Annotated in this window: 20 protein-coding genes and 2 pseudogenes; 9 read left to right on the top strand and 13 right to left on the bottom strand. The window is 59.9% G+C overall.

Annotated features, from left to right (window positions below):
- Positions 1 to 5: 5 nt before the first annotated feature.
- The 3 genes from pstA to AC0IZS_RS33310 all read right to left on the bottom strand — a co-directional run bounded on the left by pstA (position 6) and on the right by AC0IZS_RS33310 (position 2967).
- Positions 6 to 926 (bottom strand): phosphate ABC transporter permease PstA, encoded by a 921-nt coding sequence (gene pstA, locus AC0IZS_RS33300; protein WP_034372833.1) that lies wholly within the window; start codon positions 924 to 926, stop codon positions 6 to 8.
- Positions 926 to 1897 carry a phosphate ABC transporter permease subunit PstC gene (pstC, locus tag AC0IZS_RS33305; RefSeq protein ID WP_471639668.1) on the bottom strand — a complete coding sequence of 324 codons (972 nt, stop codon included), beginning with the start codon at positions 1895 to 1897 and terminating at the stop codon, positions 926 to 928. Before pstC ends, pstA begins: the two co-directional genes overlap by 1 nt.
- Positions 1898 to 1968: 71 nt before the next feature.
- The gene (locus AC0IZS_RS33310) at positions 1969 to 2967 is read right to left on the bottom strand and encodes a PstS family phosphate ABC transporter substrate-binding protein (RefSeq protein ID WP_471639669.1); all 999 of its coding nucleotides are present in this window, start codon (positions 2965 to 2967) and stop codon (positions 1969 to 1971) included.
- A gap of 218 nt (positions 2968 to 3185) precedes the next feature.
- Here AC0IZS_RS33310 and AC0IZS_RS33315 point away from each other — a divergent pair, with 218 nt between their 5' ends.
- From AC0IZS_RS33315 to arsH, 7 genes and pseudogenes are all read left to right on the top strand, one after another.
- Positions 3186 to 3566, top strand: coding sequence for an ArsR/SmtB family transcription factor (locus AC0IZS_RS33315; RefSeq protein ID WP_471639670.1), 381 nt, complete (start codon positions 3186 to 3188; stop codon positions 3564 to 3566).
- A 95-nt stretch (positions 3567 to 3661) separates the two neighbouring features.
- Positions 3662 to 4057, top strand: coding sequence for an ArsR/SmtB family transcription factor (locus tag AC0IZS_RS33320; protein ID WP_471639671.1), 396 nt, complete (start codon positions 3662 to 3664; stop codon positions 4055 to 4057).
- 61 nt (positions 4058 to 4118) lie between these two features.
- Positions 4119 to 4478, top strand: coding sequence for an arsenite efflux transporter metallochaperone ArsD (gene arsD, locus AC0IZS_RS33325; RefSeq protein ID WP_471639672.1), 360 nt, complete (start codon positions 4119 to 4121; stop codon positions 4476 to 4478).
- A gap of 14 nt (positions 4479 to 4492) precedes the next feature.
- Positions 4493 to 6234 (top strand): annotated as a pseudogene (arsA, locus tag AC0IZS_RS33330) (arsenical pump-driving ATPase); the annotation flags it as partial.
- A 95-nt stretch (positions 6235 to 6329) separates the two neighbouring features.
- Positions 6330 to 6824 carry an arsenate reductase ArsC gene (locus tag AC0IZS_RS33335; protein WP_034372850.1) on the top strand — a complete coding sequence of 165 codons (495 nt, stop codon included), beginning with the start codon at positions 6330 to 6332 and terminating at the stop codon, positions 6822 to 6824.
- 32 nt (positions 6825 to 6856) lie between these two features.
- Positions 6857 to 7351 (top strand): arsenate reductase ArsC, encoded by a 495-nt coding sequence (locus AC0IZS_RS33340; protein WP_471639673.1) that lies wholly within the window; start codon positions 6857 to 6859, stop codon positions 7349 to 7351.
- 55 nt (positions 7352 to 7406) lie between these two features.
- Complete coding sequence (arsH, locus tag AC0IZS_RS33345) at positions 7407 to 8120, top strand: arsenical resistance protein ArsH (RefSeq protein ID WP_471639674.1); 714 nt, start codon at positions 7407 to 7409, stop codon at positions 8118 to 8120.
- A 213-nt stretch (positions 8121 to 8333) separates the two neighbouring features.
- On the opposite strand, the gene AC0IZS_RS33350 is transcribed toward arsH, so the two are convergent.
- The 3 genes from AC0IZS_RS33350 to AC0IZS_RS33360 all read right to left on the bottom strand — a co-directional run bounded on the left by AC0IZS_RS33350 (position 8334) and on the right by AC0IZS_RS33360 (position 10586).
- Entirely contained in the window at positions 8334 to 9134 is an 801-nt protein-coding gene (locus AC0IZS_RS33350) for a metallophosphoesterase (RefSeq protein ID WP_471639675.1), read from the bottom strand.
- Positions 9131 to 9949, bottom strand: coding sequence for a metallophosphoesterase family protein (locus tag AC0IZS_RS33355; RefSeq protein WP_471639676.1), 819 nt, complete (start codon positions 9947 to 9949; stop codon positions 9131 to 9133). Before AC0IZS_RS33355 ends, AC0IZS_RS33350 begins: the two co-directional genes overlap by 4 nt.
- Before the next feature lie 289 nt (positions 9950 to 10238).
- Complete coding sequence (locus tag AC0IZS_RS33360) at positions 10239 to 10586, bottom strand: metallophosphoesterase family protein (RefSeq protein WP_471639677.1); 348 nt, start codon at positions 10584 to 10586, stop codon at positions 10239 to 10241.
- 544 nt (positions 10587 to 11130) lie between these two features.
- Here AC0IZS_RS33360 and AC0IZS_RS33365 point away from each other — a divergent pair.
- Complete coding sequence (locus tag AC0IZS_RS33365; protein ID WP_471639678.1) at positions 11131 to 11442, top strand: helix-turn-helix domain-containing protein; 312 nt, start codon at positions 11131 to 11133, stop codon at positions 11440 to 11442.
- On the opposite strand, the gene AC0IZS_RS33370 is transcribed toward AC0IZS_RS33365, so the two are convergent.
- On the bottom strand, positions 11414 to 11878 hold the full coding sequence (locus tag AC0IZS_RS33370; protein ID WP_471639679.1) for a hypothetical protein: 465 nt from the start codon (positions 11876 to 11878) through the stop codon (positions 11414 to 11416). The genes AC0IZS_RS33365 and AC0IZS_RS33370 overlap by 29 nt on opposite strands.
- 185 nt (positions 11879 to 12063) lie before the next feature.
- Between AC0IZS_RS33370 and AC0IZS_RS33375 the strand changes: the two genes are divergently transcribed.
- Positions 12064 to 12498 (top strand): helix-turn-helix domain-containing protein, encoded by a 435-nt coding sequence (locus AC0IZS_RS33375; protein WP_471639680.1) that lies wholly within the window; start codon positions 12064 to 12066, stop codon positions 12496 to 12498.
- Positions 12499 to 12660: 162 nt separating this feature from the next.
- Here the strand turns inward: AC0IZS_RS33375 and AC0IZS_RS33380 are convergent.
- The 6 genes and pseudogenes from AC0IZS_RS33380 to AC0IZS_RS33405 all read right to left on the bottom strand — a co-directional run.
- A pseudogene (locus AC0IZS_RS33380) lies at positions 12661 to 12851 on the bottom strand (IS630 family transposase); the annotation flags it as partial.
- 168 nt (positions 12852 to 13019) lie between these two features.
- A complete protein-coding gene (locus AC0IZS_RS33385; protein ID WP_471639681.1) occupies positions 13020 to 13376 on the bottom strand; it encodes a hypothetical protein in 357 nt (118 codons plus the stop codon).
- A 226-nt stretch (positions 13377 to 13602) separates the two neighbouring features.
- Positions 13603 to 14145, bottom strand: coding sequence for an Lcl C-terminal domain-containing protein (locus AC0IZS_RS33390; RefSeq protein WP_471639682.1), 543 nt, complete (start codon positions 14143 to 14145; stop codon positions 13603 to 13605).
- Between the two features lie 669 nt (positions 14146 to 14814).
- Positions 14815 to 15435, bottom strand: a complete 621-nt coding sequence (locus tag AC0IZS_RS33395; protein ID WP_436220324.1) for a hypothetical protein — start codon at positions 15433 to 15435, stop codon at positions 14815 to 14817.
- A 68-nt stretch (positions 15436 to 15503) separates the two neighbouring features.
- Positions 15504 to 15725 (bottom strand): plasmid related protein, encoded by a 222-nt coding sequence (locus AC0IZS_RS33400; protein ID WP_436220323.1) that lies wholly within the window; start codon positions 15723 to 15725, stop codon positions 15504 to 15506.
- Between the two features lie 329 nt (positions 15726 to 16054).
- On the bottom strand, positions 16055 to 21220 hold the full coding sequence (locus AC0IZS_RS33405; RefSeq protein WP_471639683.1) for a helicase-related protein: 5166 nt from the start codon (positions 21218 to 21220) through the stop codon (positions 16055 to 16057).
- Positions 21221 to 21416 lie beyond the last annotated feature (196 nt).

Below are 21416 nucleotides of genomic sequence, written 5' to 3' on the forward strand. Positions count from 1 at the left end.
GCAGTTCACCACTTGATGTTTTTGCGCAGACGGTATCTCAACCAGATGGCCGCCGCGTTCATGCAAAGAGTCATAAGGACCAAAACAAAGCTGGCTGCAGCGGCGTTCTGGAGAAAGGCGGGGTCGGGCCGGGACGTCCAGTTGAAGATCTGGATCGGCATCACCGTGAAAGGTGACGTCAACCAATCAAACATTCCTGCCGGTGGCGTGCCGCTGAATGGAACCGGGGGCAGGAAGGCGATGAACGTCAATGCCCCGATGGTGATGATGGGCGCCGTCTCACCAATGGCACGGGACATGCCAATGATCACGCCCGTCAGGATGCCAGGCAGGCTATAGGGCACCAGGTGGTGGCTCACCACCTGGAACCTGGAGGCACCGCAGGCGTATGCCCCTTCGCGGACATGAACCGGAATGGAGCGCAGCGCTTCCCGCGTGGTCGTGATGACAATGGGGAGTATCAGCAAAGCCAGCGTCAGCCCGGCGGTCAGGATGCTCTGGCCAAGACCGAACGTATAGATGAACAGGCCCAGGGCGAGCAGGCCGTAGATGATGGATGGAACCCCGGCCAGGTTCGTGATGTTGATCTCGATGACATCGGTAAACCAGTTCTTGCGCGCGTACTCCTCCAGGTAGATGGCACTGCTGATGCCGATCGGAACCGCCACTGCAGCAGTCACCATCATCACCAGAATCGATCCCACCCACGAGGAGAGAATGCCTGCATTGGCCGCTCGGCGCGAGGGAAAAGAGGTGAAGAACTCGACGCTCAGTCGCGGTATCCCCGTGATCGCCATGTCGAGGAACAACACCAGGAGCGTCATCACTGCGACCATGATGGAGAGGATGCCCAGCGCGCCGAACAGCAGGTCCCAGCGCTTTCTGGTGCGTATCGAAGCACGCAGCGCATTCGTCTTCGCGTTCATCAGTACACCTCCCGATAGCGGCGGCGCATCCAGTGGCCGATCAGATTGAATGTCAAGGTCAGCACCATCAGGGACAGCCCTGCGGCAAAGATCGTCTGGTAACCGACACTTCCGTGGGGAAGGTCGCCCAGTGCCACCTGCACGATGTACGCGGTGATGGTCGCTGCGGGTTCCAGGGGGTTGAGCGTGAGGTTGGGCTGCATGCCTGCTGCGACGGCCAGAATCATGGTCTCGCCGACCGCCCGCGAGATTCCGAGGATGTAGGCGGAGGCAATGCCGGATGTTGCGGCCGGCACTACGACCCGCATGGCTGTCTGCAGCCGCGTCCCGCCCATGGCATACGAGCCTTCGCGCAAGCTCATGGGAACCGCGCGCATCGCATCTTCGGCGAGCGAAGAGACGTAGGGGATGATCATCACCCCCATGACCAAGCCGGCGGACAGGATGTTGAACGTCGGCAGGCCTGGGTAGATCTTCTGGATCAGTGGCGTCACGAACATCAGGGCGAAGTAGCCGTAGATGATGGTGGGAATCCCGGACAGGATCTCCAATACCGGCTTGAGCACCTCGCGCACTCGGTGCTGAGCGAACTCTGAGAGGTAGATGGCGATCATGGTGCCCAGCGGGATGGCCACGGCCAATGCCACCAGTGAGCTGGTCAGTGTTCCGGACATCAGCACCCAGATGCCGAAGTGGGCGTCAGAGAAAAGTGGTGTCCATTGCTTGTCGGTCAAGAACTGCCAGATTGGTACTGCGCGGAAAAAGACCACGGACTCTTTGACCAGGATGTAGACAATGCCGATGGTGGTGAATACGGACACGCACGCGCACATCAGAAGGACGAACTCGATGAGTGTTTCCTTTTGCTTGCGGATCTTCTTGTTGCGTGCATATTGGGCCAGTTTCGCCGCGCCCGTTGCACGGGGCGGGCTGGTCCTGGCGCCAAGGGGGGCGGCTGGCAAAGTGCTCACTAGGGTGGTCCTGAATAAAGCTTTGGTTGAACCCACAGGCCTGCGACGCAGACCTGTGGGCTATGCCGTGCTTAGAACTTGGCTTCGCGCTTCTGCAGTTCTTCGATGGTGACGCCGACTTCCGCAACGCCGCCGAACACAGTGCCCTTCTTGCCCTTGGCCAGATGCTCTTCGTTGTTCTTGTAGGCGTTGGCGGGCAGTGGCACGTACTTGACTTCCTTCATGATCCGCGAGCCTTCCTTCATGTAGAAGGCGACGAATTCCTTGACCTCTGCGCGCTCCAGCGACTTGGAGTTGACGTAGATGAAAATGGGGCGTGCCAGCGGCTGGTAAGAACCGTTGATCACGTTTTGTTCGTTGGGGGCGACAGCTGCCTTGCCAGCCTTTTCCACGATGGGCAGTGCCTTGAGGGTGTTCTGGTTCTCGGCGTAGTAGGCAAAACCCAGGTAGCCAATGGCATTGACGTCGCCCGCAACGCCCTTGACCGTGACGTGATCGTCTTCGGTAGCGGCGTAGTCACCGCGGCTGGCCTTGGCCTTGCCGTTGATGGCTTCGGTGAAATAGTCAAACGTGCCCGAGTCCGAGCCTGCGCCATACAACTTGAGCGGGGCATCAGGGAAGGCAGGGTTCACTTGCTTCCACGAGGTGATCTTGCCCTGTGCTGCAGGCTCCCACATCGTCTTGAGCTCTGCAACCGACAACTGCTTGAGGAAGGTGTTCTTTGGGTTGACCACGACGGTCAGTGCGTCAAAGCCCACGGGCAGTTCGAAATACTCGACGCCGGCGGCCTTGCAGGCGTCCATCTCGGCCTTCAGGATAGGGCGCGACGCATTGGAGATGTCCGTCTCGCCGCGGCAGAACTTCTTGAAGCCGCCACCCGTGCCAGAGATGCCGACGGTGACCTTCATGGCTCCCTTCTTCATCTTCTGGAAGTCTTCGGCAACGCCCTCGGTGGGAGGAAACACGGTTGAGGATCCATCGATCTTCACGACCTGTGCGTATCCAGGGACTGCGGTCAGCGACGCGAACGCTGCGCAAGCGAGCGCGAGCTTGAAGGACATTTTTTCCATGGGAGCCTCGATAGGTAGTTGGTAAATTGCCGACATAACTAGAAATGTGGATATGTCGAAGCGAATTCTGTGCAGGTTTGGTGACAAATTCGTGACAGACCAAGGACGGGCACGAGCGAAGATGCGAATCAGATCGCCACGAAACTGTCATATGCTCTGGCGATAATCTGCCGTTTAACTCCACATGCCACCATGTCTGGTGCTCCCGCGCGTCCCTGATGAATACTGATCAAGCCGTCGTTGCCCTTGCCGCATTGGCTCAACCAACACGCCTGGGCATCTATCGCCTGCTCGTCGTGGCCGGCGAATCCGGGATGTCGGTCGGAAAGATCGGAGAACAACTCCAGCTGGCGCCTGCGACCCTGTCCTTCCACATGAAAGAGCTCACGCATGCGGGCTTGATCACTGGTCGACAGGATGGGAAGTTCGTGTTCTATCGAGCACAGTTTCCGCGGATGAACGAGCTGCTGGCCTTCCTCGCCGAGCATTGCTGCAATGGCTCGCCGGAGGAATGCGGGATCGAATTGCCCCAGTGCGTGGAAGACAAGCTCGCCCAGACCCGGGACCTGGCAAAACAAACTGCACCCCAGCCCTCCTGAGTTCCAGAGGTAGGCCGGTAGACGCCATGGCCTTCATATGCCCCTTCCACGCAAGGTGATGCACGACATTACAACGATTGTTGTATAGTCGTCCTGTGGAAAAAACAGCTGCAATATCCGTCTTTGAATCGCTGTCCTCACCTGTGAGGCTCGATGTATTCCGTCTGCTTGTGAAGCAAGGCCCTGCCGGCATGGTCGCGGGGGAAATCTCCACTGCCTTGGACGTCCCTCCTACCAATCTGTCGTTCCACCTCAAGGCAATGACCCATGCTTCGTTGCTGACGGTGGAGCAGGAGGGGCGCTACCAGCGATATCGCGCCAATATCTCCGTCATGGTCGAGGTGATCGCCTACCTGACTGCGGAGTGCTGCGCCGGCAATCCAGGTCAGTGCGTCGAGCTGAGCGAGTCAGCGGGCTGCGGTGATGGCGTGGCGCCGATGGAGTCCCCCGCAAAGGCCAAGAGGTCTTCGAAGGTTGCAACTGTGGCCTGAGGCAGGACTCGACCGCCTGTCTTCTTTCGGTCATTATTTCAATGTTTAATGGAATATCGAAATGAAAACAATCCAAATTTTCGATCCTGCGATGTGCTGCAGTTCTGGGGTGTGTGGTGTGGATACCGACCAGGCACTTGTGAACTTCGCAGCCGATGTGCGATGGGCTCAAGGACAGGGAGCTCAGATAGAGCGTTTCAACCTTGCCCAGCAACCCATGGCGTTTGCGGGGTCCCCGCTGGTGAAGCATTTCTTGGAGACCTCCGGCATCGAGTCGCTGCCATTGGTCCTGGTGGACGGGCACGTCGTACTGGCTGGGCGCTACCCGGAGCGAGGAGAACTCGCTCGGTGGGCAGACATCGCGCCTGAGAGCGTTGCCGGCGCCGTGCGCAGCTGCTGCGCAGGCGGCGGGCGCTGCTGAAGCTGACTGTCCCTATGCACATCCTTGACGCACCTCCCCGGTTTCTCTTCTTCACAGGCAAGGGCGGTGTCGGCAAGACGTCGATCGCCTGTGCCGTAGCAGTCCATCTCGCTGAGTCGGGATCGCGAGTGCTGCTGGTGAGCACGGATCCCGCATCGAACGTTGGTCAAGTATTCGGCATCGCCATTGGCAACCATTTGACGCCTGTGCCGAGTGTGGCGTTGCTGTCTGCGTTGGAGTTGAATCCCGAGGAGACGGCACTTGCCTATCGCGAGAACATCGTTGCACCGGTCAGAGGTGTGCTCCCCCCGAGGTGGTCACCGGGATAGAGGAGCAGTTGTCGGGCGCCTGCACCACGGAGATCGCGTCATTCGATGCGTTCACGGCCTTGCTCACCAGTGAATCCTTGGACAAGGACTTCGATCATGTGGTGTTTGACACCGCCCCGACAGGCCACACCATCAGGTTGCTGCAATTGCCTGGTGCATGGAGTGCGTTTCTCGACGCAGGCAAAGGTGACGCGTCTTGTCTTGGCCCGCTGGCCGGGCTGCAAAAGCAGCAGTCACAGTACCGCGAAGCGGTAGCCGCTTTGGCCGATCCATTGCGCACGCGCGTGGTGCTTGTGGCGCGCGCCCAAGGTGCTGCGTTGCGTGAGGCCGCGCGCACCTATGCCGAGCTTTCTGATACCGGTATTGAGCGGCAACATCTCGTGGTCAACGGCATGCTTCCCGAGAGCGAAGCGCTTCTGGACGACGTCGCCGCCGCGATATTTCGCCGCGAGACTGTCGCCATGGAGGGGATGCCCGAGGCACTGCTCGCTCTTCCCACGGACCGGATTGCACTCAAGCCTTTCAACTTGGTGGGCGTAGAGGCACTTCGCGCGCTGCTGGATGGGGATGAGTCTCCAGCAGAAGCCGTACTCGATGCCCCGCCCGTTATCGCGCCACACCTGGGCAGTCTGGTGGCTGAGCTCGCCAAGGAAGACCATGGCCTGATCATGCTGATGGGGAAAGGCGGGGTGGGCAAGACGACCCTCGCAGCCGCCATCGCCGTAGGGCTGGCCCAGCGCGGTTTACCCGTGTTGTTGACGACGTCGGATCCGGCCGCCCACTTGACTGAGACCCTTGCGGGAACTCTGGACAACCTTCTGGTGGGGCGTATCGATCCGCACGTGGAAACTGAGAGATATCGCCAGCAGGTGCTCGCCACTAAAGGAGCGAAGCTGGACCCGCAATCGAGAGCGCTCTTGGAAGAAGACCTTCGCTCGCCATGCACCGAGGAGATTGCCGTATTTCAGGCTTTCTCACGGCTCATCCGTGAAGCAGGCAAGAAGTTCGTCGTGATGGACACGGCGCCCACGGGTCATACGCTGTTACTGCTGGACGCTACGGGTGCCTACCACCGCGAAATCGCGCGGCAGATGGACAGCGCCGGACTTCACTACACGACCCCCCTCATGGATCTGCAGAACCCAGCCAAGACGAAAGTGATCGTGGTGACGCTGGCCGAGACCACACCTGTGCTGGAGGCCGCAAGCCTGCAATCTGACTTGAGACGCGCAGGCATCATCCCCTGGGCCTGGATCGTGAACAACAGCGTGGCGGCAGCACGCCCCGGCTCCGCCTTGCTTCAACAAAGAGCCCGCAACGAACTGCAAGAGATTGACGCAGTAGCCCACGAGCATGCCGACCGCTACGCCGTGGTGCCGTTGTTGAGAGAAGAGCCGACTGGCATCGAACGCCTGTCTGAATTGTCTACAGACGGACTCGATCAAGAAGCCTCTTTGATCACGCCCCCTGGCACCCGTCTCAAGGATTTCCCCTCCACCCCAACTGGCCAAGGAGCCTTCTCATGAGCGAAAAAATCTACAACGTGCTGTTCATCTGCACCCACAACTCTGCCCGCTCCATCCTGGCAGAGGCCATCTTGAATCAGTTCGGCGGGGGGCGATTCAAAGGCTACTCTGCTGGCAGTTTCCCCTCCGGGACAGTTAACCCTCTGGCACTTGCCACTCTGGAGCGGCTGCACGTTTCAGCTGTCGATGCCCGCAGCAAGAACTGGGAAGAGTTCGCTGCGCCAGGCGCTCCGCAACTGGACTTCGTGTTCACCGTGTGCGACAACGCCGCTGGCGAAGTCTGCCCCATCTGGCCGGGCCAGCCCATGAGTGCTCACTGGGGCGTACCGGATCCCTCCGCTGTCGAGGGAACTCCCGATGAGGTGGCGAAGGCTTTCCGCGACACAGCCCTTACCCTGAAGCGGCGCATTGAGTTGCTGCTGGCCTTGCCGCTGCACAAGCTAGACTCGCTGGCCATCAAGCGCCAAGTCGAGGATATCGGTCGCGCATAAGCACCACCACCAGCGCTTCATTTTCCAAGTCTATGACCACCCACATCCTCATCCTCTGCACGCACAACTCCGCGCGCAGCGTGCTGGCCGAAGGCATGCTCAACCACCTGGCCAAGGTCCGCGGCCTGGATGTGCAGGCCCACAGCGCCGGCAGCGCACCGAGTGGCCGCATCAACCCATTGGCGCTTGAAGCGCTGGCCAGCGCGGGCGTCAGGACGGACGCCTTTCGCAGCAAGAGCTGGGACGAGTTCACCGCCGCCGATGCGCCGGTGATGCGCATCGTCATCACCGTCTGCGACAGCGCGGCCAGCGAGGTCTGCCCGTACTGGCCGGGCACGCCCATCCAGATGCACTGGGGCTACCCCGATCCCTCCAATGCCCAGGGCGGCGACGAGGCCAAACGCCAGGCCTTCGAGATCACCCGCCAGGCCATCGGCTACCGCATGCTGCAATTGCTGGAGCTGCCCCTGGCCGAGCTGAGCGACGCGGACCTGCAAGCGCAATTGAACAGGATCGCGCACAGCTGACCGCGCTCTGGCCGCGTCCTTCCGTACGCGGCCTTCTCTAACACTTACCGGCCTCATGCATCCAGACCTGCCCAACCTCGATCCCCAACTGCTGCAGGTGCCCGACACCGCACGCCTGTCCGCACCGCTGGCGTCCACCCATCCCGCGCGCATCCTCATGCTCTACGGCTCCCTGCGCGAGCGCTCGTTCAGCCGCCTGGCCACCGAGGAGGGCGCACGCATCCTCACGGCGCTGGGCGCCGAGGTGAAAATCTTCAACCCCGAGGGCCTGCCGCTGGCTGACGGCGCCCCGGACACGCACCCCAAGGTCGTGGAGCTGCGCACCCTGGCCGCCTGGTCCGAGGGCATGGTCTGGTGTTCGCCCGAGCGCCATGGCGCCATGACCGGCATCCTCAAGACCCAGATCGACTGGATCCCGCTGGCCCAGGGGGCCGTGCGTCCCACGCAGGGAAAGACCCTGGCGGTGATGCAGGTGTGCGGCGGCTCGCAGTCGTTCAACGCCGTGAACCAGATGCGCGTGCTCGGCCGCTGGATGCGCATGCTCACCATCCCCAACCAGTCCTCGGTGGCCAAGGCCTTCCAGGAGTTCGGCGACGACGACCGCATGAAGCCCTCGGCCTATTACGACCGCATCGTGGACGTGATGGAAGAACTCATGAAGTTCACCCTGCTCACGCGCGACGTGTCGCCGTACCTGGTGGACCGCTACAGCGAACGCAAGGAGTCGGGCGAGGCGCTGATGCGCCGGGTCAACCAGGCGTCGATTTGACGATAGACATGGTCGGGCGGAAGCACCTCGCGTCCGCACGAAAAGAAAGGACGGCGTATGCCGTCCTTCATGCCTGTCTGCATCGTGATCTTGTGCTACTCATGTCGATGATCCTCCAAAAACAATTCAAATGCGATTACGCAGGCGGCACCGGCGCACGAGCCATCGGTAGGTTGCCACCCCGCGTGCTTGCAAACGCGCGGCAGCTTCCGTTCAATCCACATATACACAGAAGTCCACCCGGAACTCCGGGTTCTGCATGCCGCCCCCGACGAGCTTATACCCGCGGGGGTTGGTGACGATCCGGGTCCCCCGCACCTCGTAGTCCAGGCTGTCATGGATGTGCCCATGTATCCAGGTACTGGCCTTTCCCATCAGCACCTCCAGGTCACTCGCGTAGCAAGGTGACAGCGGGTGCCCCTCGAACTCGTCTGGTATCGACCGGGCATGCGGGGCATGGTGGGTGACCACCACCGTGTTCTCCGGATCACCCAGGCCCAGCTGTTCCTCCAACCACTGCCTGCTCGCAGCGTGCCGACGCCCAGCCATCGCCGGCACTAGGCGGTGCTTGCGTTCCTGCCTGTACGTCTCCGGCGGCCGAGTGATCTTGATCCGCTGGTAGTCACTCATGCGCTGGCGCGCCGTGTTCATCGCCAGCAGCTTGGCATCGGCGCCGTGCAGCGTAAAGTTGGTCCACAGCGTGCACCCCAGAAACCGCACACCGCCGAATACGACAGAATCGTTCTCCAGGTAGTGGACCTCATGGTCCTGGGCGAGCTTGCGCATCACATCAATGTGCTTGTCCCAGTGCTGGCCGTAGAACTCGTGGTTACCGTCCACGTAGATGATGGGCTTGTCCGGGAAGGTCTCACGCGCCCAGCGCAACCCGCCCGTGCCTTCGGTGGTGTCGCCGGCCAGGGCCACCACATCGACGGTCTTGAGAAAGACCGCGTTCAGCTGCGGCCTGAAGGGATACAGGTCCAAGTGCAGGTCAGAGTACACGAGCAGCTTCACGGGCGCTCCTTTGCGTCGCCTGTCTGTGGGTCATCAGGAATCCAGCGACCGTCCGCCGTCTGCTCCAACAGAAGCCGGGGGTTGAATTCCCGGTTCTCGTACTCGCCGTCAGCCCATCCCGGATACCCGCGCGGGTTGCAGACTACAAGGCAATGACCCACCTGGTACTGGAACGATGAGTGCGTGTGCCCATGGATCCACAACCCGGCCCGGTCGAGCAATTCGTCCGGCAGCTCTGAGCCGAAGGCGGCTGTAGAGAGTTGGTCCTTGTACTTCTGCGGGGTCGACCTCTTGCGGGGGTAATGGTGGCTGACCACCACCCGGTCCCTCGGCGCTCCTGGCTTTGCCAGCTCTGCTTCCAACCAGGCGCGGCTGACCCTGTGGCGCACGACAGTGGCTTCGGGCGTGCAGCCTTCAATGGTGCGGTAGTCCGCCATGAACCTCCGCGCCTCAGCCATGGACTTTGGCACGGTGTCGGCGCCGAAGTATTCGAAATCGGTCCACAGGGTCGCGCCGAGGAACTGCACGCCCCCGATCACGACGGCGTCGTTCTCCAGGAAGTGCACCTGCTCGTGCAGCGCGGCCTCACGGATTTCATCGAGCGTGTGCTCCCAGTGCCCGCCGTAGAGCTCGTGGTTTCCCGCGACAAGTACGACCGGCTTGTCCGCAAAGGTCTCACGCGCCCAGCGCGCCACCTGGAGGCCTTTGTGGATGTCGCCGGCAAGCACTACCGCATCGGCCTCCGCGGTGGCCACTGGATCGGGCACGAAGGGTTCGAACTCTACGTGCAGGTCAGACAGGATGAGCAGTTTCATGTTGGTTCCGGTGGGTGGATTGCTTGGATTCACGAGCTACTCCTGCGTGGCTTCTTGCGCACCCTGGTGGACAGCACAAAGCCGATTCGTTGAATCCGACTGGAGATCAGCCGCCCCTTCAGTAGCGGCCCTGGTTTGATGCGGACCATGAAGCCCTTGCCAGGGCTCAGCCGCGAGAAGTACACGCGGGTCCCCACCTTCCAACCCATCTCCGGCAAGGGAAAGCGGTAGCGGCTATCGAAGCATGCTCGTCCAGAAAACTCGGTTCGCCGTTTGACGGCTTTGGGGTTCAGAGGCATACCAGTCCTTGTGTGACCCACCCGACGTTCACGAAGTGGGTGATGTCGATGGGAGCCAGCACGTCGCGGTGCAAGTGGCCGTGATAGTTCACGAGCCGGCGGAAACCTTGGTCCACCGTCGCCGGGTAGTGGCTCGCAAACACGAGCCGACCCATGTCTTGCCAGAGCAGAAATGGGACCACTGCCTTGAACAGTTGTTGCCGCCCCTGCAGCACGCGTTCCCTCACGTAAAGGCACTTGCCATTGCGCTTGAGGTCGTGGTTCCCAAGTACCAGGACCTTGTGTCCCGGCGCCACGGTTTGGCCACGCGCCGAGAGAGATGGCTTGCCAAACGCCATCACTCATATCGGCTGATATCGCCCCGAGGTCTTGCCTGCCGCGAAGCTCCATCAGCGCTCGCAGATCTTCATCGTCCTCGGGTGGTGCTGAAAGGTGATAGCTGCGGCCCGACCCCGTCTTGACCATTGCTCGCCCAAGATCGATTGCAATCAGTGGCGATGTGACTCTAAGTGTCATTGGGCTGATCATCGCGACGACATGCAGTGTCCCTGTTGCTCGCAGAAGGATTCGCCAACGGTCAAGTTCGACCTCAGGCTGCACTTGAACATCGGGGGCAGGACGGTTATTGAGAAATAGGATCTGCAAGGTGCTGAACTCGTTTTGAATGATTCGCCAAGCAGGCCTTCGACCCGTTCGCACTGGGTTGGCGCCACTCGTCTTCAGACTTACTTCTCGACCAGATTGAGGGGTCAGTCCACTGCTTGGCCGCCGTTGACCGAAGAATCGCCGGCGGCGATTTGAGAACGAAAATCATCAAATTTCCACCAAAATGCGACTAGTTAGACGTGGTCTTTTTAGTCGCCATAAGCGGAAATCGAGTGAATGCCCACTCGAAAGTCAGATCCGCCAAAAGCTGCTGTTGGCCGCGCGCTCAAGCAGCTGCGTGACGCTCGCGGCTTTACCCAGGAGGATCTGACACCGGCGATCAGCCGACGGCACGTTGGGCGTCTCGAGCAGGGCGAGCAGCTCCCCAGCATTGGCATGTTGGAACACCTCGCTGAAGGCCTGCAGGTTCATCCAATGACTCTCCTTGCCGTGGCATACGCGCGCAGATTTGATGCAGCATCGATTGAGAAGGTGCTGAAGTCAGTTCGGACCGATCTCTCTACACTGCTGCCCGAGGACGTCGCTTAGCCCTTTTTGCCTGCGGTGGGGAGCGTTCTCCGACCATGATGGCTTCAATTCCTGTCAGCATGGACAACGATTCGTCCTCGTTGGGGCGATTGAGTAGCCTGTTCACGATCTCGCGGTCGGCGGCCATGCTCAGCACCATCATCACGTCGCGTAACTGCTCAAGACTCCCTTCAAAAATGTGTTTTCCATTCGTAGGAGGCGTTGGATGTGTATTTGCGATCAACAGCAGCGCTATCGCGATCGCTGCATTTGGTTCACCGTCGGGACCCCGTGTGCCTTCGCCCCACAGCATGGCCCGAAGTTGATCTGAAACGCAGACCAACTGTCCGTCGCTCAGGCTTTTCGGAAGGATCGCGTCAAAGCCACCGGTTTCGAGGATTTCCGTCAGGTCCATCTCAGTGAAATGGCCGATTTGTTCTTTGTCTAACTGCAGCATGCTCGTCAAAAATTTAAAGGACTAGTTGGTCTCGTTTGGGACTGAGCGTGCGAAGATAGCTGAACTTTCTCTGTGTGGACCGCTTTTGAAGACGGCCCTGCGCAAATCGAAAGCTCCCGGTTGCCTTGCTGCGACATGCGCGCAACCATAGCGTTGTCTTGAACTTTCGCCCCCACCCGCCCCTGATGAGTCGATTGGATATTTCCCGTTTGGTTGAGCTCGACAGCCAGTTTCGCGAGCTAGCGAAGCTGCAGGGTTTTGGCACGCCCAGGTGCGGGTGGGTGAAGACTGTGCGCCTGGCCCTAGGTATGAACTCTGAGACCTTGGGGCGTCGTATCGGCATCTCTCAGCAGGGCGTGCGAAAACTTGAGCAATCGGAAGCCGATGGCTCGATTTCCCTGAACACGCTGGCCAAAATCGCAAATGGGTTGAATTGCGAGGTGCGCTATGTACTCGTTCCGAGGATCAGCTTGATGGATCAGGTCATGGCCAGAGCCATGGAGCACTCCAACGGAACGATACCGGCGGGCGCCGGCGGCACGCCGATCAACGTCGATGGCGAGTCGCTGGTTGTACTCGCGTCGCTTCTCTCACGCATCGACAAACGGGCATTTTGGTAGCTGACGTGGATCGCGTGTTGGAGGGCCTTGGGTTCGCTCATACACTTCGGCCCGACATACTGTAAGCCTCACCAGCACGGGCGCCCGTGTGCAAAAGGTTGATGGCGTCCGCAAGACGGGGTCTTCCTTGCCGGGTTCCTTCACCGTCAGCCGCTGGGCACAGGGCAGCAGAGGCTGTGTGCGATCCAGCGCCGGAATCTGGCTCTTCTCATCTACGCACAACACCATGGCCTCGGCGGATCCATGTACAGCCCCACGATGTCGCATACCTTCTCAACGAACAGCGGATCGCTGGAGAGCTTGAAGGTCTCCTGTCGATGGGGCTGCAGTCCGAATGCGCGCCAGATGCGCGATGCCGCCGCCTGACTCAGTTGGATGCGGACCCGTCAAGTCCCCTCGCCGAAAAGTCAGGATGGAGGCTGCGGCCAAGCGGTAAAGACAGCATGTTTGATCATGACTAGGCTCGCTAGAAAACAGCTTCGTCGTTGAGATGATCACGAGGTGCGGCGTGGTTCACCAGCCTAAATTGGTTTAGTGATACATGATGTCCGGTGCAAGCACTCGAACGAATGGCGATCAAAGCTGTGCGCGTCGCTCTTGCGAGCGCTGGCTTTTTGACTGCGCACATGGCGCTTGCTCGAAGTACGAGCCTTGCGCAGGGTGCGTTCGACCAGCGCCAGGTGTGACGCTGCTGCAGCCTCGGCACTGCAGCGGATCTCCTCGAGGCGCTCTTCGACCAGAGCGCGGTGGAGCTCGGCGCGCAGTGCTGCACGTTGCTGTTTGCGCTCAATGCGCTTGAAATGGCTGCGGGTCTTCGCCTTGACCAGCCCAGCGCGATCAAAGGTCTGGGTATGGACGAAATGCTTGACGAACTTCATGTTGGTGTGTCCTCTGAAGAGGCCACATCCCAGACGGGCATGTGGCCCGATGGGTGATGAAGGAGTGCAGAACTATTGAAGTTGCTGCTTTGGTGGGATCGTCATCAAGACGATGCTGCGGCGAGCCACAAGTGCGATCAGTGTAGGTAGAAAGGCGCTCACGTCAATTCCCTGTGGTGCTCGCCATCTGTGCGAGTGGCGATGGTCGGATGCCAAGCACGCGAGCTCAATGGACTGCATCGCCTGGGAAGGGAAATACCACTTCGAACAACGCAAGCGGAATCCTTCGGATCAACCGGACTCGTCGTTTCTCGCCCTTCGGGACTGCCAGCATCAGTCCTCGCTCCATGCACACCGCCCAAGCGTCCGGCGTCCCCGCTAATGCAGTCGAAGACCAATAGTAGGCCGCAACGAACAGATGAGGCACAACCGCCTGCAGAGCGCGAAGCTCCAGTGCGGACGGAACGTAGAAGTCGCTGTGGCCGTCGGCGGTCGCGCTGCGCGCCAGCCTCGGCAGCTGCAGCCCCGCATCTTCCATGACGGCCGTATTCGCGAGCCCATCGTCCCCAACCGCGTCGACAGGTTGCCAGAGGTCGCCATCGGACCACACCATGCCTTCCAACTCGCCGACCTCTCGGTCAGAAACCACCGTAACGTAGTCATCCGTACCGTCGCCGGCCGGGCCTTTGATCACAGCTCCAAAGAAGCCTCCCTCGCCTGGAAGCCGCGAGCCGAAGATGGGGAATTTGATGGTGCGCAATGGATTCATCGGTATGGTCGATACCGTTCCAAAGTACCCCGAGGCAATGAACTGTCAAGGGCATCTAGCTGCTCTGCAGCCAAAGAAAAAGCCCCCCGCTCTTCAGCGGGGGGCCACGGGGTGCGCACAGGGTTGCGCTGGTTCTTGCTCAGTAGAAGCGAATACGGCGGTCGCAGGCCGGCGCCTGAAGACGCGAGTCGGCAAATTCGCAATCGACAGCTTCGACAATCGCGCTTGGAGTAGATATCCCTTGCCCACCAAGCCACTCGGAGACGCCTGATCCATCTGGAAGGCCAGACTTCTTAAAGGAGGGCTGGTGTTCGCCATCGAGGTATACCCGAGCGAAGAAGTCAAAGCGATCGGCTTGAAAGCCGACTTCGACCGTAACGTCCCGGCTCCTGCTAGTTCTGCAGGTAAAAACGTGAAGGGTCATGTGAGACCTGTTGATTGGTTGATGATCCCGCTCAAACGCCATAGTGGCAGCGAACGAGGCGGCGACGCTCCAGGTAGGGGCGCCCTTGTGTGACGTTGACTGGCGTGCGGGCCACAAGGTTGCGAAGAGCTGCCGACCGGAAGACTGGCGAGTAGCGGTCAGGCCGCGCCAAGACAAACATCAGCTGCTCAGTACGACAGCCGTATAGCTGGCGCACGTAGCGCATGAACTGGCAATGGCGATTGCTAGGCACAGCTCACCTCCTCCTCAGAGGGCTCGAAGTCCGAGATGCACACTTCGTCGAGATAGGCCTTGTCGAGGACCGCAAACAGCGAGCTCGAATGGACAATCACTTCGCTGAGCGCGATAGCGCAAAGAGCGCTATGTCTCCAGGCCGGAATCGAAACGCCGTGTGCGCTCCCGAACCGAACTACAGCCCGGGTCCTTCCACCCGCGTAGTAGGGCTCAACCACGAAGGAGGCAAGCAGCTTCCCGCCGGCATCGAACACCTCCCCTGGGCGGACGTCGTACTCCATCTTGTCGACCTCCGCCAACGCCTCGGTCCTGGTGAGCAAGCGCACCCCTTTCGAGGAAAGCAGGTAGATCGCGCACCCGGCCGCGCTGTCGCGAAGGCCGCACTCGATGGCCGCCATCACATGCTCGTTCATCTTGCGATGCACCCCTAGCTGGCAAAGATCAGATCCATGGGGGCGGACGACCCAAAGGAAGCGCGACATGGGAGTCCAATCCCGCTGCAGTGCTTCTCGGTCCAGCTTGTAGAAGTCCGATTTGTACGCGAGCAGGTAGGGAAAGTTGGGCATCTCGACGATGGCAGCCATCATCGAGAAGATTTCTTGAAAGTTCATTCTCTAACTCCGAATGAGGGGCACCAGCATGGCGCCCCGTTGTGTTGAAGGGGACGCGAAAGCGCCGGTCAATATTCTTCTGGAAGAATGATCGTTGTCGAAGAACGATCGGCCTCGGTGATCACGTACACCTTCTTGCTATCTCCCACCTGGTAGCAGGAGAAGACACGATGACCATGCAGAACAGCTAGCCGATTGGCTTCCTGGTCGTGTTCATCGAGCTGGGCCCAATCACCAGATTGGTGACGCATCAAAAGCGCGAATGGGCTTTGTGCAAGCTTCGTGAACACTTCGTGCGCACCTGGTGTGATGCCGGCTGTGCCGAGAGGGAAGAGCGCTCGTGCGGCGCCAGCTGGGCCAGGTCGAGCGTGGTGCTGATGTGGATCCAATGGGACTCCTCATGAACTGGGAGTCCACCCGCGGGTAGAACACCCAGGGGTTGAATTGATGCGCGTGGAGCGCAGGGCCGTCAGGTAGACGGCGGTATCGACGGAGCGTCGAACTGGGCTGGATCCTAGCGCGATTGCTCGGCTTCTCCAAGCGCATGCGGTGCCGGTGGAGACCAAAAAAAAGGCCGCACCCTCATCGGGTGCGGCCAAATACTCTGTCGCGATTGCCCTCAGGCTTCGACAGCTTGCGTTTCCACTTCTTCCGTCGCCTCGGACAAGCCTGCAGTGCCCGCCTCGTCCTTGTCGAGGTCGAGCTCTGCACTGATGGCCACCTGCCGCGCTACCAGCTCCAGCAGCCGCTCTTGGCGATCGAATTCGCTGGACAGCTGGGCCTGCAGAGCAGTATTGCTCTCCTCCAGCGAGGTCACGGTCCGTTCGGCCAACTGCACGCTCTGCCCAACCTCCGCAATCATCGCCACGACGCTCCTTCCGTTGGCGACAACGTCGCTCACCAGGGGATCATCCAGCATCTTTTTGTCGCCGCTGTTGGGCAGCACAAGCTCAATGCTCTTGCTCGCCCGGTCGTATCGCCTCAAGTTCAACTCGAAGCCGCCGAGTGAGCCGATGCGCAGATCTCCCATCGACACTGACAGCTGCGAGGCCTTCAAGCACGCTGCACCAATCCGCTCGACCAAGGTCACACGTTCCGACGCAGCGTCTGCGATGGAGCCCTTAGCCGGAACGAAGGCAATCCCTTCCGATTCCGCCCGGGCTGCCAGCTGCGCGTCTTGCCGCAGCTTTGGCATATTGCTCTTGAACCAATCGACCCTTGCCGCATTGTTTCGGACTTGGCTCTTGATGCGCCATTGGTCCTGGTTCCATATATCTCGGAGCACCGAGAGCCGCTGCACTTCTGCATCGATCGTTGCCTTCTCAAGTACCAGCGGGTTGCCGCTGGCGATGGCGGTTATCTCAGCACACGTGAGCGCGCTGACCGATACATCAGCTACCTCACGGAGCGTGGATTCGCCAGCCATGATCTGCTCGATGAACCGACTTTTGACAGTTAGCAGATTCCATCCGAATGCGTCGAAACTTGCTTCTGTGCAGTAGCGCACCAACTCCACTTCAGGCCAGGTGTTCCCCACCCGAATGGCGCGGCCATCTCGCTGAACAATGTCAGAGGGCCGCCATGGGACATCGACGTGATGGAGACCCACAAGCAAGTCCTGCACGTTTGTGCCAGTTCCCAACTTGGAGGTTGACCCCATGAGAACCCGGACACTGCCAGCGCGCACCTGTTTGAACAGCTGCTCCTTAGCCTTGTCTGTCTCATAGTCATGAACGAAGGCAATCTCCTGCGCAGGCATGCCCGCGGCAATGAGATCTTCCCTCAACTGGTTGTAGACGGAAAAGCCTACTGTTTTCGGCGTGCTCAGATCGCAGAACACAATCTGAGTTCCGCGCCTGTGCGCCGTCGCCTTGTGGATTCGCATCACCTCCCGCCGCACCATTGCGAGCTTGGAGTCATCACCCACTACGGCATCTGGGTAGATCAGCCTCATGTCGAGAGCGGCCATCCGCCCCTCGTGAGTGATCTTGAGCATATTGTCCTCGTCCGGCTTCACGGATCGTGACCGCACCTTGTCTGCACGCTTGACTAAAGACTCCGTGAACTCTTGCAGCAGCGGTGTTCGTGGACTTACGACCACCTTTGGTTTTCCGCCAGCCACCTTCGGTGTCGGCAGCTTCAGCATCGCCTCTGTCTGAACATCGGCGACCATGCGGAAGATGGACATCAACTCAGGGACGTTCACGAATTTTGCGAAGCGCGAACTCAGGCGATAGCCCGATCCGTCCGGCGCCAGCTCCATACCCGTAACCGTCTCTCCGAACGTAGCAGCCCACGCATCGAACTCAGCCAGGCCGAGCTTCTCAAGCGTCTCCGGCTGGAGGTACTGCTGCATCGCGAACAACTCGCCAATCGAGTTTGTGATGCACGTGGCAGTGGCCATGCAGATGTTCTCCTGCCTCCGGCCCAACGTGCGTTCCAGTGCAAAGATCTTGACTGTAAGGTCGAGTGCTCTGTTGGAAAAGTTGGTCGGTAGACCGGCAATTCGGGGCATCTTGCTGATCTTTAAGGAACTCTTCCAAAGGTGTCCCTCGTCGATGAAAAATCCGTCGATTCCGAGGTCATCGAAGTGCACAACAGAGTCCTTGTCCGGAGCGCTGATGGCCTTCGCCACCTTCGCCTCGATGGTCTTCAAGCGCTTCTCCATTTCTTTGATCGAGCGCTTGCTTTGGCTATCCGATGCGAGGTTCAGCGCAAGCTGCGCCTTGCTCAGCATCTGGTCGACAAACTCCTGTACGGTCTCGGGTCTGCAGGCCAACCTCTCGAAGCTGGCCATTGTCATGATAACGGCATCCCAGTCTCCACCGGCCACCCGGCTCGCAAACTGCCTCCGTCGGTCTCCCTTCAGATCGTCTTTGCTTGCTATCAGCACATTCGCCGTCGGATAACAGCGCATGAACTCCGCAGCGTACTGCTCCAGCATGTTGTTCTGCACCACATGCAGAGGCTTCGCAGCCTTGCCCAGGCGCCGCATCTCCATCGACGCGGCGATCATGGTCAGGGTCTTTCCGGCACCAACCATGTGGGCCAGCAGCGTATTGCCGCTGGTGATGATCCGCCATATGGCGTTGAGCTGATGAGGATATGGCTCGTACACATCGGACAGACCTGGCAGCGCTAGATGGGAGCCATCCCACTTTCTCTGCACGATCTGATTGAACGTGTTGTTGTAGATTGAAGCGAGTTCAGTCGCCCTCTCGTCGTTGCTCCAGGCCCAGTTCCTGAAGTGCTCGCGGATCGCCTCGAACTTTTCACGCGCGGCCATGGTGGCTCTGCGGTCTGGTACTGACTTTCCGTTCACAGTGGTGGTCACCATAGGCGGTTGCTGATTCAGCGCCGCCTCCACAAGAGTAGCGAAACTTCGCTCTGGCGTGCCCCACTTCACTGCGCGTAGCGCCTGGCTCCCCAGGTAGTCCCGGCTGTGCCCTGCGTTCACTGACCAAACGGCCCCCGTCGCTGTGTATGTGACTTCGACGTCCTTCGCTTCCTTCAGCTCGAGCGTCTCGATAATGAAGTCTTTGATGACCTTCGTCGGTATCCAGGGAGCTCCGAGACGTGCTTGGATCTCACCCGGCAGAAGTGGCTTCGGCAAGGACGCTTCCAGCGCCTTCACGTTGTTGATGAATGCTGAGCCGGCGGCCTCCGCCTCTATCAGCTTCTCGCGGATGTTTCCGCATAGGTAGGCATCGGCTTCGACCCAACGTCCGTTGCTCGGGTCCTTAAATGCAAGGCCTTGCTCTGCAAGCTGGCGTACTACGAAGTCCGTCGTCTTGCGCATCCGTTGCGCCATATCTTTTAGCTCGATGCGGCCATGCTCAGCCAGGCTGAGCAGCATCGCATCCTTGACGTTATCCGCGCGGGCGGCCAGCTTTCGCTGGTTGACCGTACGACGGCTGAACATGTCAGCTTTCCTGGCTGTCTCGGTATCCGGGTCGTAGTGCTCAAGGCTGAGGACCAGCGGGCAATCGGGATCGTTCCGAAATGCGCGCACGTTCATCTTCTCAAACAGATAGCCGTGTCGTTGAACATAGCTGTCATACGCCGCATTCAGTGTTTGCTGAAGTGGCTTTAGACGATCATCGGTGGCGTTGTCCCTTTGATAGTCAATGAGTGCACGCGCAGCGTCTCGCACCTGGATGAAGCCAAGCACTCGCTCGCGTACTTTTCCCGCATAGAGCTCGTCGACATCCAGCCAGGCCTCGCTGCCTTCACTGATGCACAGACGGCCACCATGCAACACGAATGCGCCGGGTCTGGCGTCGCATGTTGGCAGGACCTTGGTCACGGTAGCGGCCGCGCGCACAAGGTGCCCGCTTTCGCCACTTGCCTCGGTGTACACGTCACTCGGCAGCGTCGCGGCCAGATCGAGGAGATGTGCATGCAGCTGCTCGTCGGTGCCGTTGAACACAGGGTTCAAGTGCATCTTCTCGCCGCCGCCGTATTGCCCTGATTCCAGCTTCAGCTGGCCCAGGACCCGCGATCGATTCTTGATGAACCAGGGGTTTAAATCGCGCCGCAGCTCGATGTTTGGATAGCCCGGCATCATCAGGCTCTGCCCGGGTATGAGCATCTCTACCGGTGCCTTTGTCGCAGCTGTAGCCCATTGGCTTGCAGCGTTGAATTTGGGCGTCGCGCGCTTGCGCAGCACGATGATGTCCGCCACCACTTCGGTACGCGCCTGGCGGCTGAAGGCCCCTCTCGGAAGCCTGATCGCTTCGATCAGTTCGGCATGAACATCCAGCCACTTGCGGACGGCCAGGTTGCCATCCATGGTGTGCGAGGAGGTGATGAAAACCACCAATCCGCCCGGCCGCACCAAGTCAATGGCCTTTCCAAACAGATAGTTATGAATAGTCCAATCGGCATAGTCCGACTTGGATGTATCCGGCACCTTTACGTTCATAAAAGGCACGTTCGAAATCACGAGGTCGGCCCGGCCCTTTGGAAGCCGTGCAGTCTCAATCCCGCAGATCTGGACACGCACACCGTGCGGCTCGTAGACCTGCCTGAGCACCGTCCCCGCAACAGAGTCAATCTCCACTGCAGCTATGTCGCTGCGCAACGCAATGTCGCGCGGCATGGCCGCCAGGATCAGGCCGGTACCTGCTGTGGGCTCCAGCACCCTGCCCCCTTTGAACCCGAGTTGCTTCACGATCGCCCAAAGCGCGCGTGAGATTCCGGGGTCCGTGTAGTGGGCGTTCGGTGTCGAGGCTCTCGCAGATGCCCATTCCTTCTCCGTCAGTATGGCTCGCAACTCATCGTGCAACTTGCCGAGGGACTTGCCTTCGTGGCCACCCGCGAAGACGCGCGCCAGACTACCCCACCCCGTGAAGCTGAGCATGAACTCAGCTTCTTGCGGCGTTGGTGGTCGTTGCTCGCGGTCCAGCTGCTTGGAAAGGCGCAGGATGTCGACGTTGCGCTGCAGCCGTTCGACTTCGCCAGATGGCGGCACGCCGGCGTCGGCGTTGAAGTGAGGCCATGTCTTGTTGGCCGCTACGTCCTGCTCCGGGGTATCGGACAGGGAGAGCGCCTCGATCGCAGATATTGCAACCGGGGCCTCAATGATTGTTGGTTGGATGATCTGGCTGGCCACCTTGCTGGCGGCCTGCGCGATCGGGTGTACCTGCACGCTCTTAGCCGGCCCGACACTGCCGAGCAGTTGATCGATGCCCGGGCTGGTGCTTGCAAGGTTGTCGGTTGGCTCGAAGCCAGGCAGGAAGAACGTGTTGGTGTCCTTCACCGCCTTGCGCGTGTGAATACGCATCGGGTTTCTCCATTGAGCACAGAGAGACCCGTCCCCCTACAGGGATTGGTATCCCTGTGAAGGTTGATAGGCGCGCACATAGCGCGCAGTCAGACAGCGTTGCCGTCTAAATCTGGAGAAATGGTCCGAGAACCTTTCGCAAGCACCTTCGCAGCAAGGCGTTTGAGAAAGGCCCCATTTGGGGCCTCCAGTGCAG

This window comes from Acidovorax sp. AC410 (assembly GCF_979253235.1).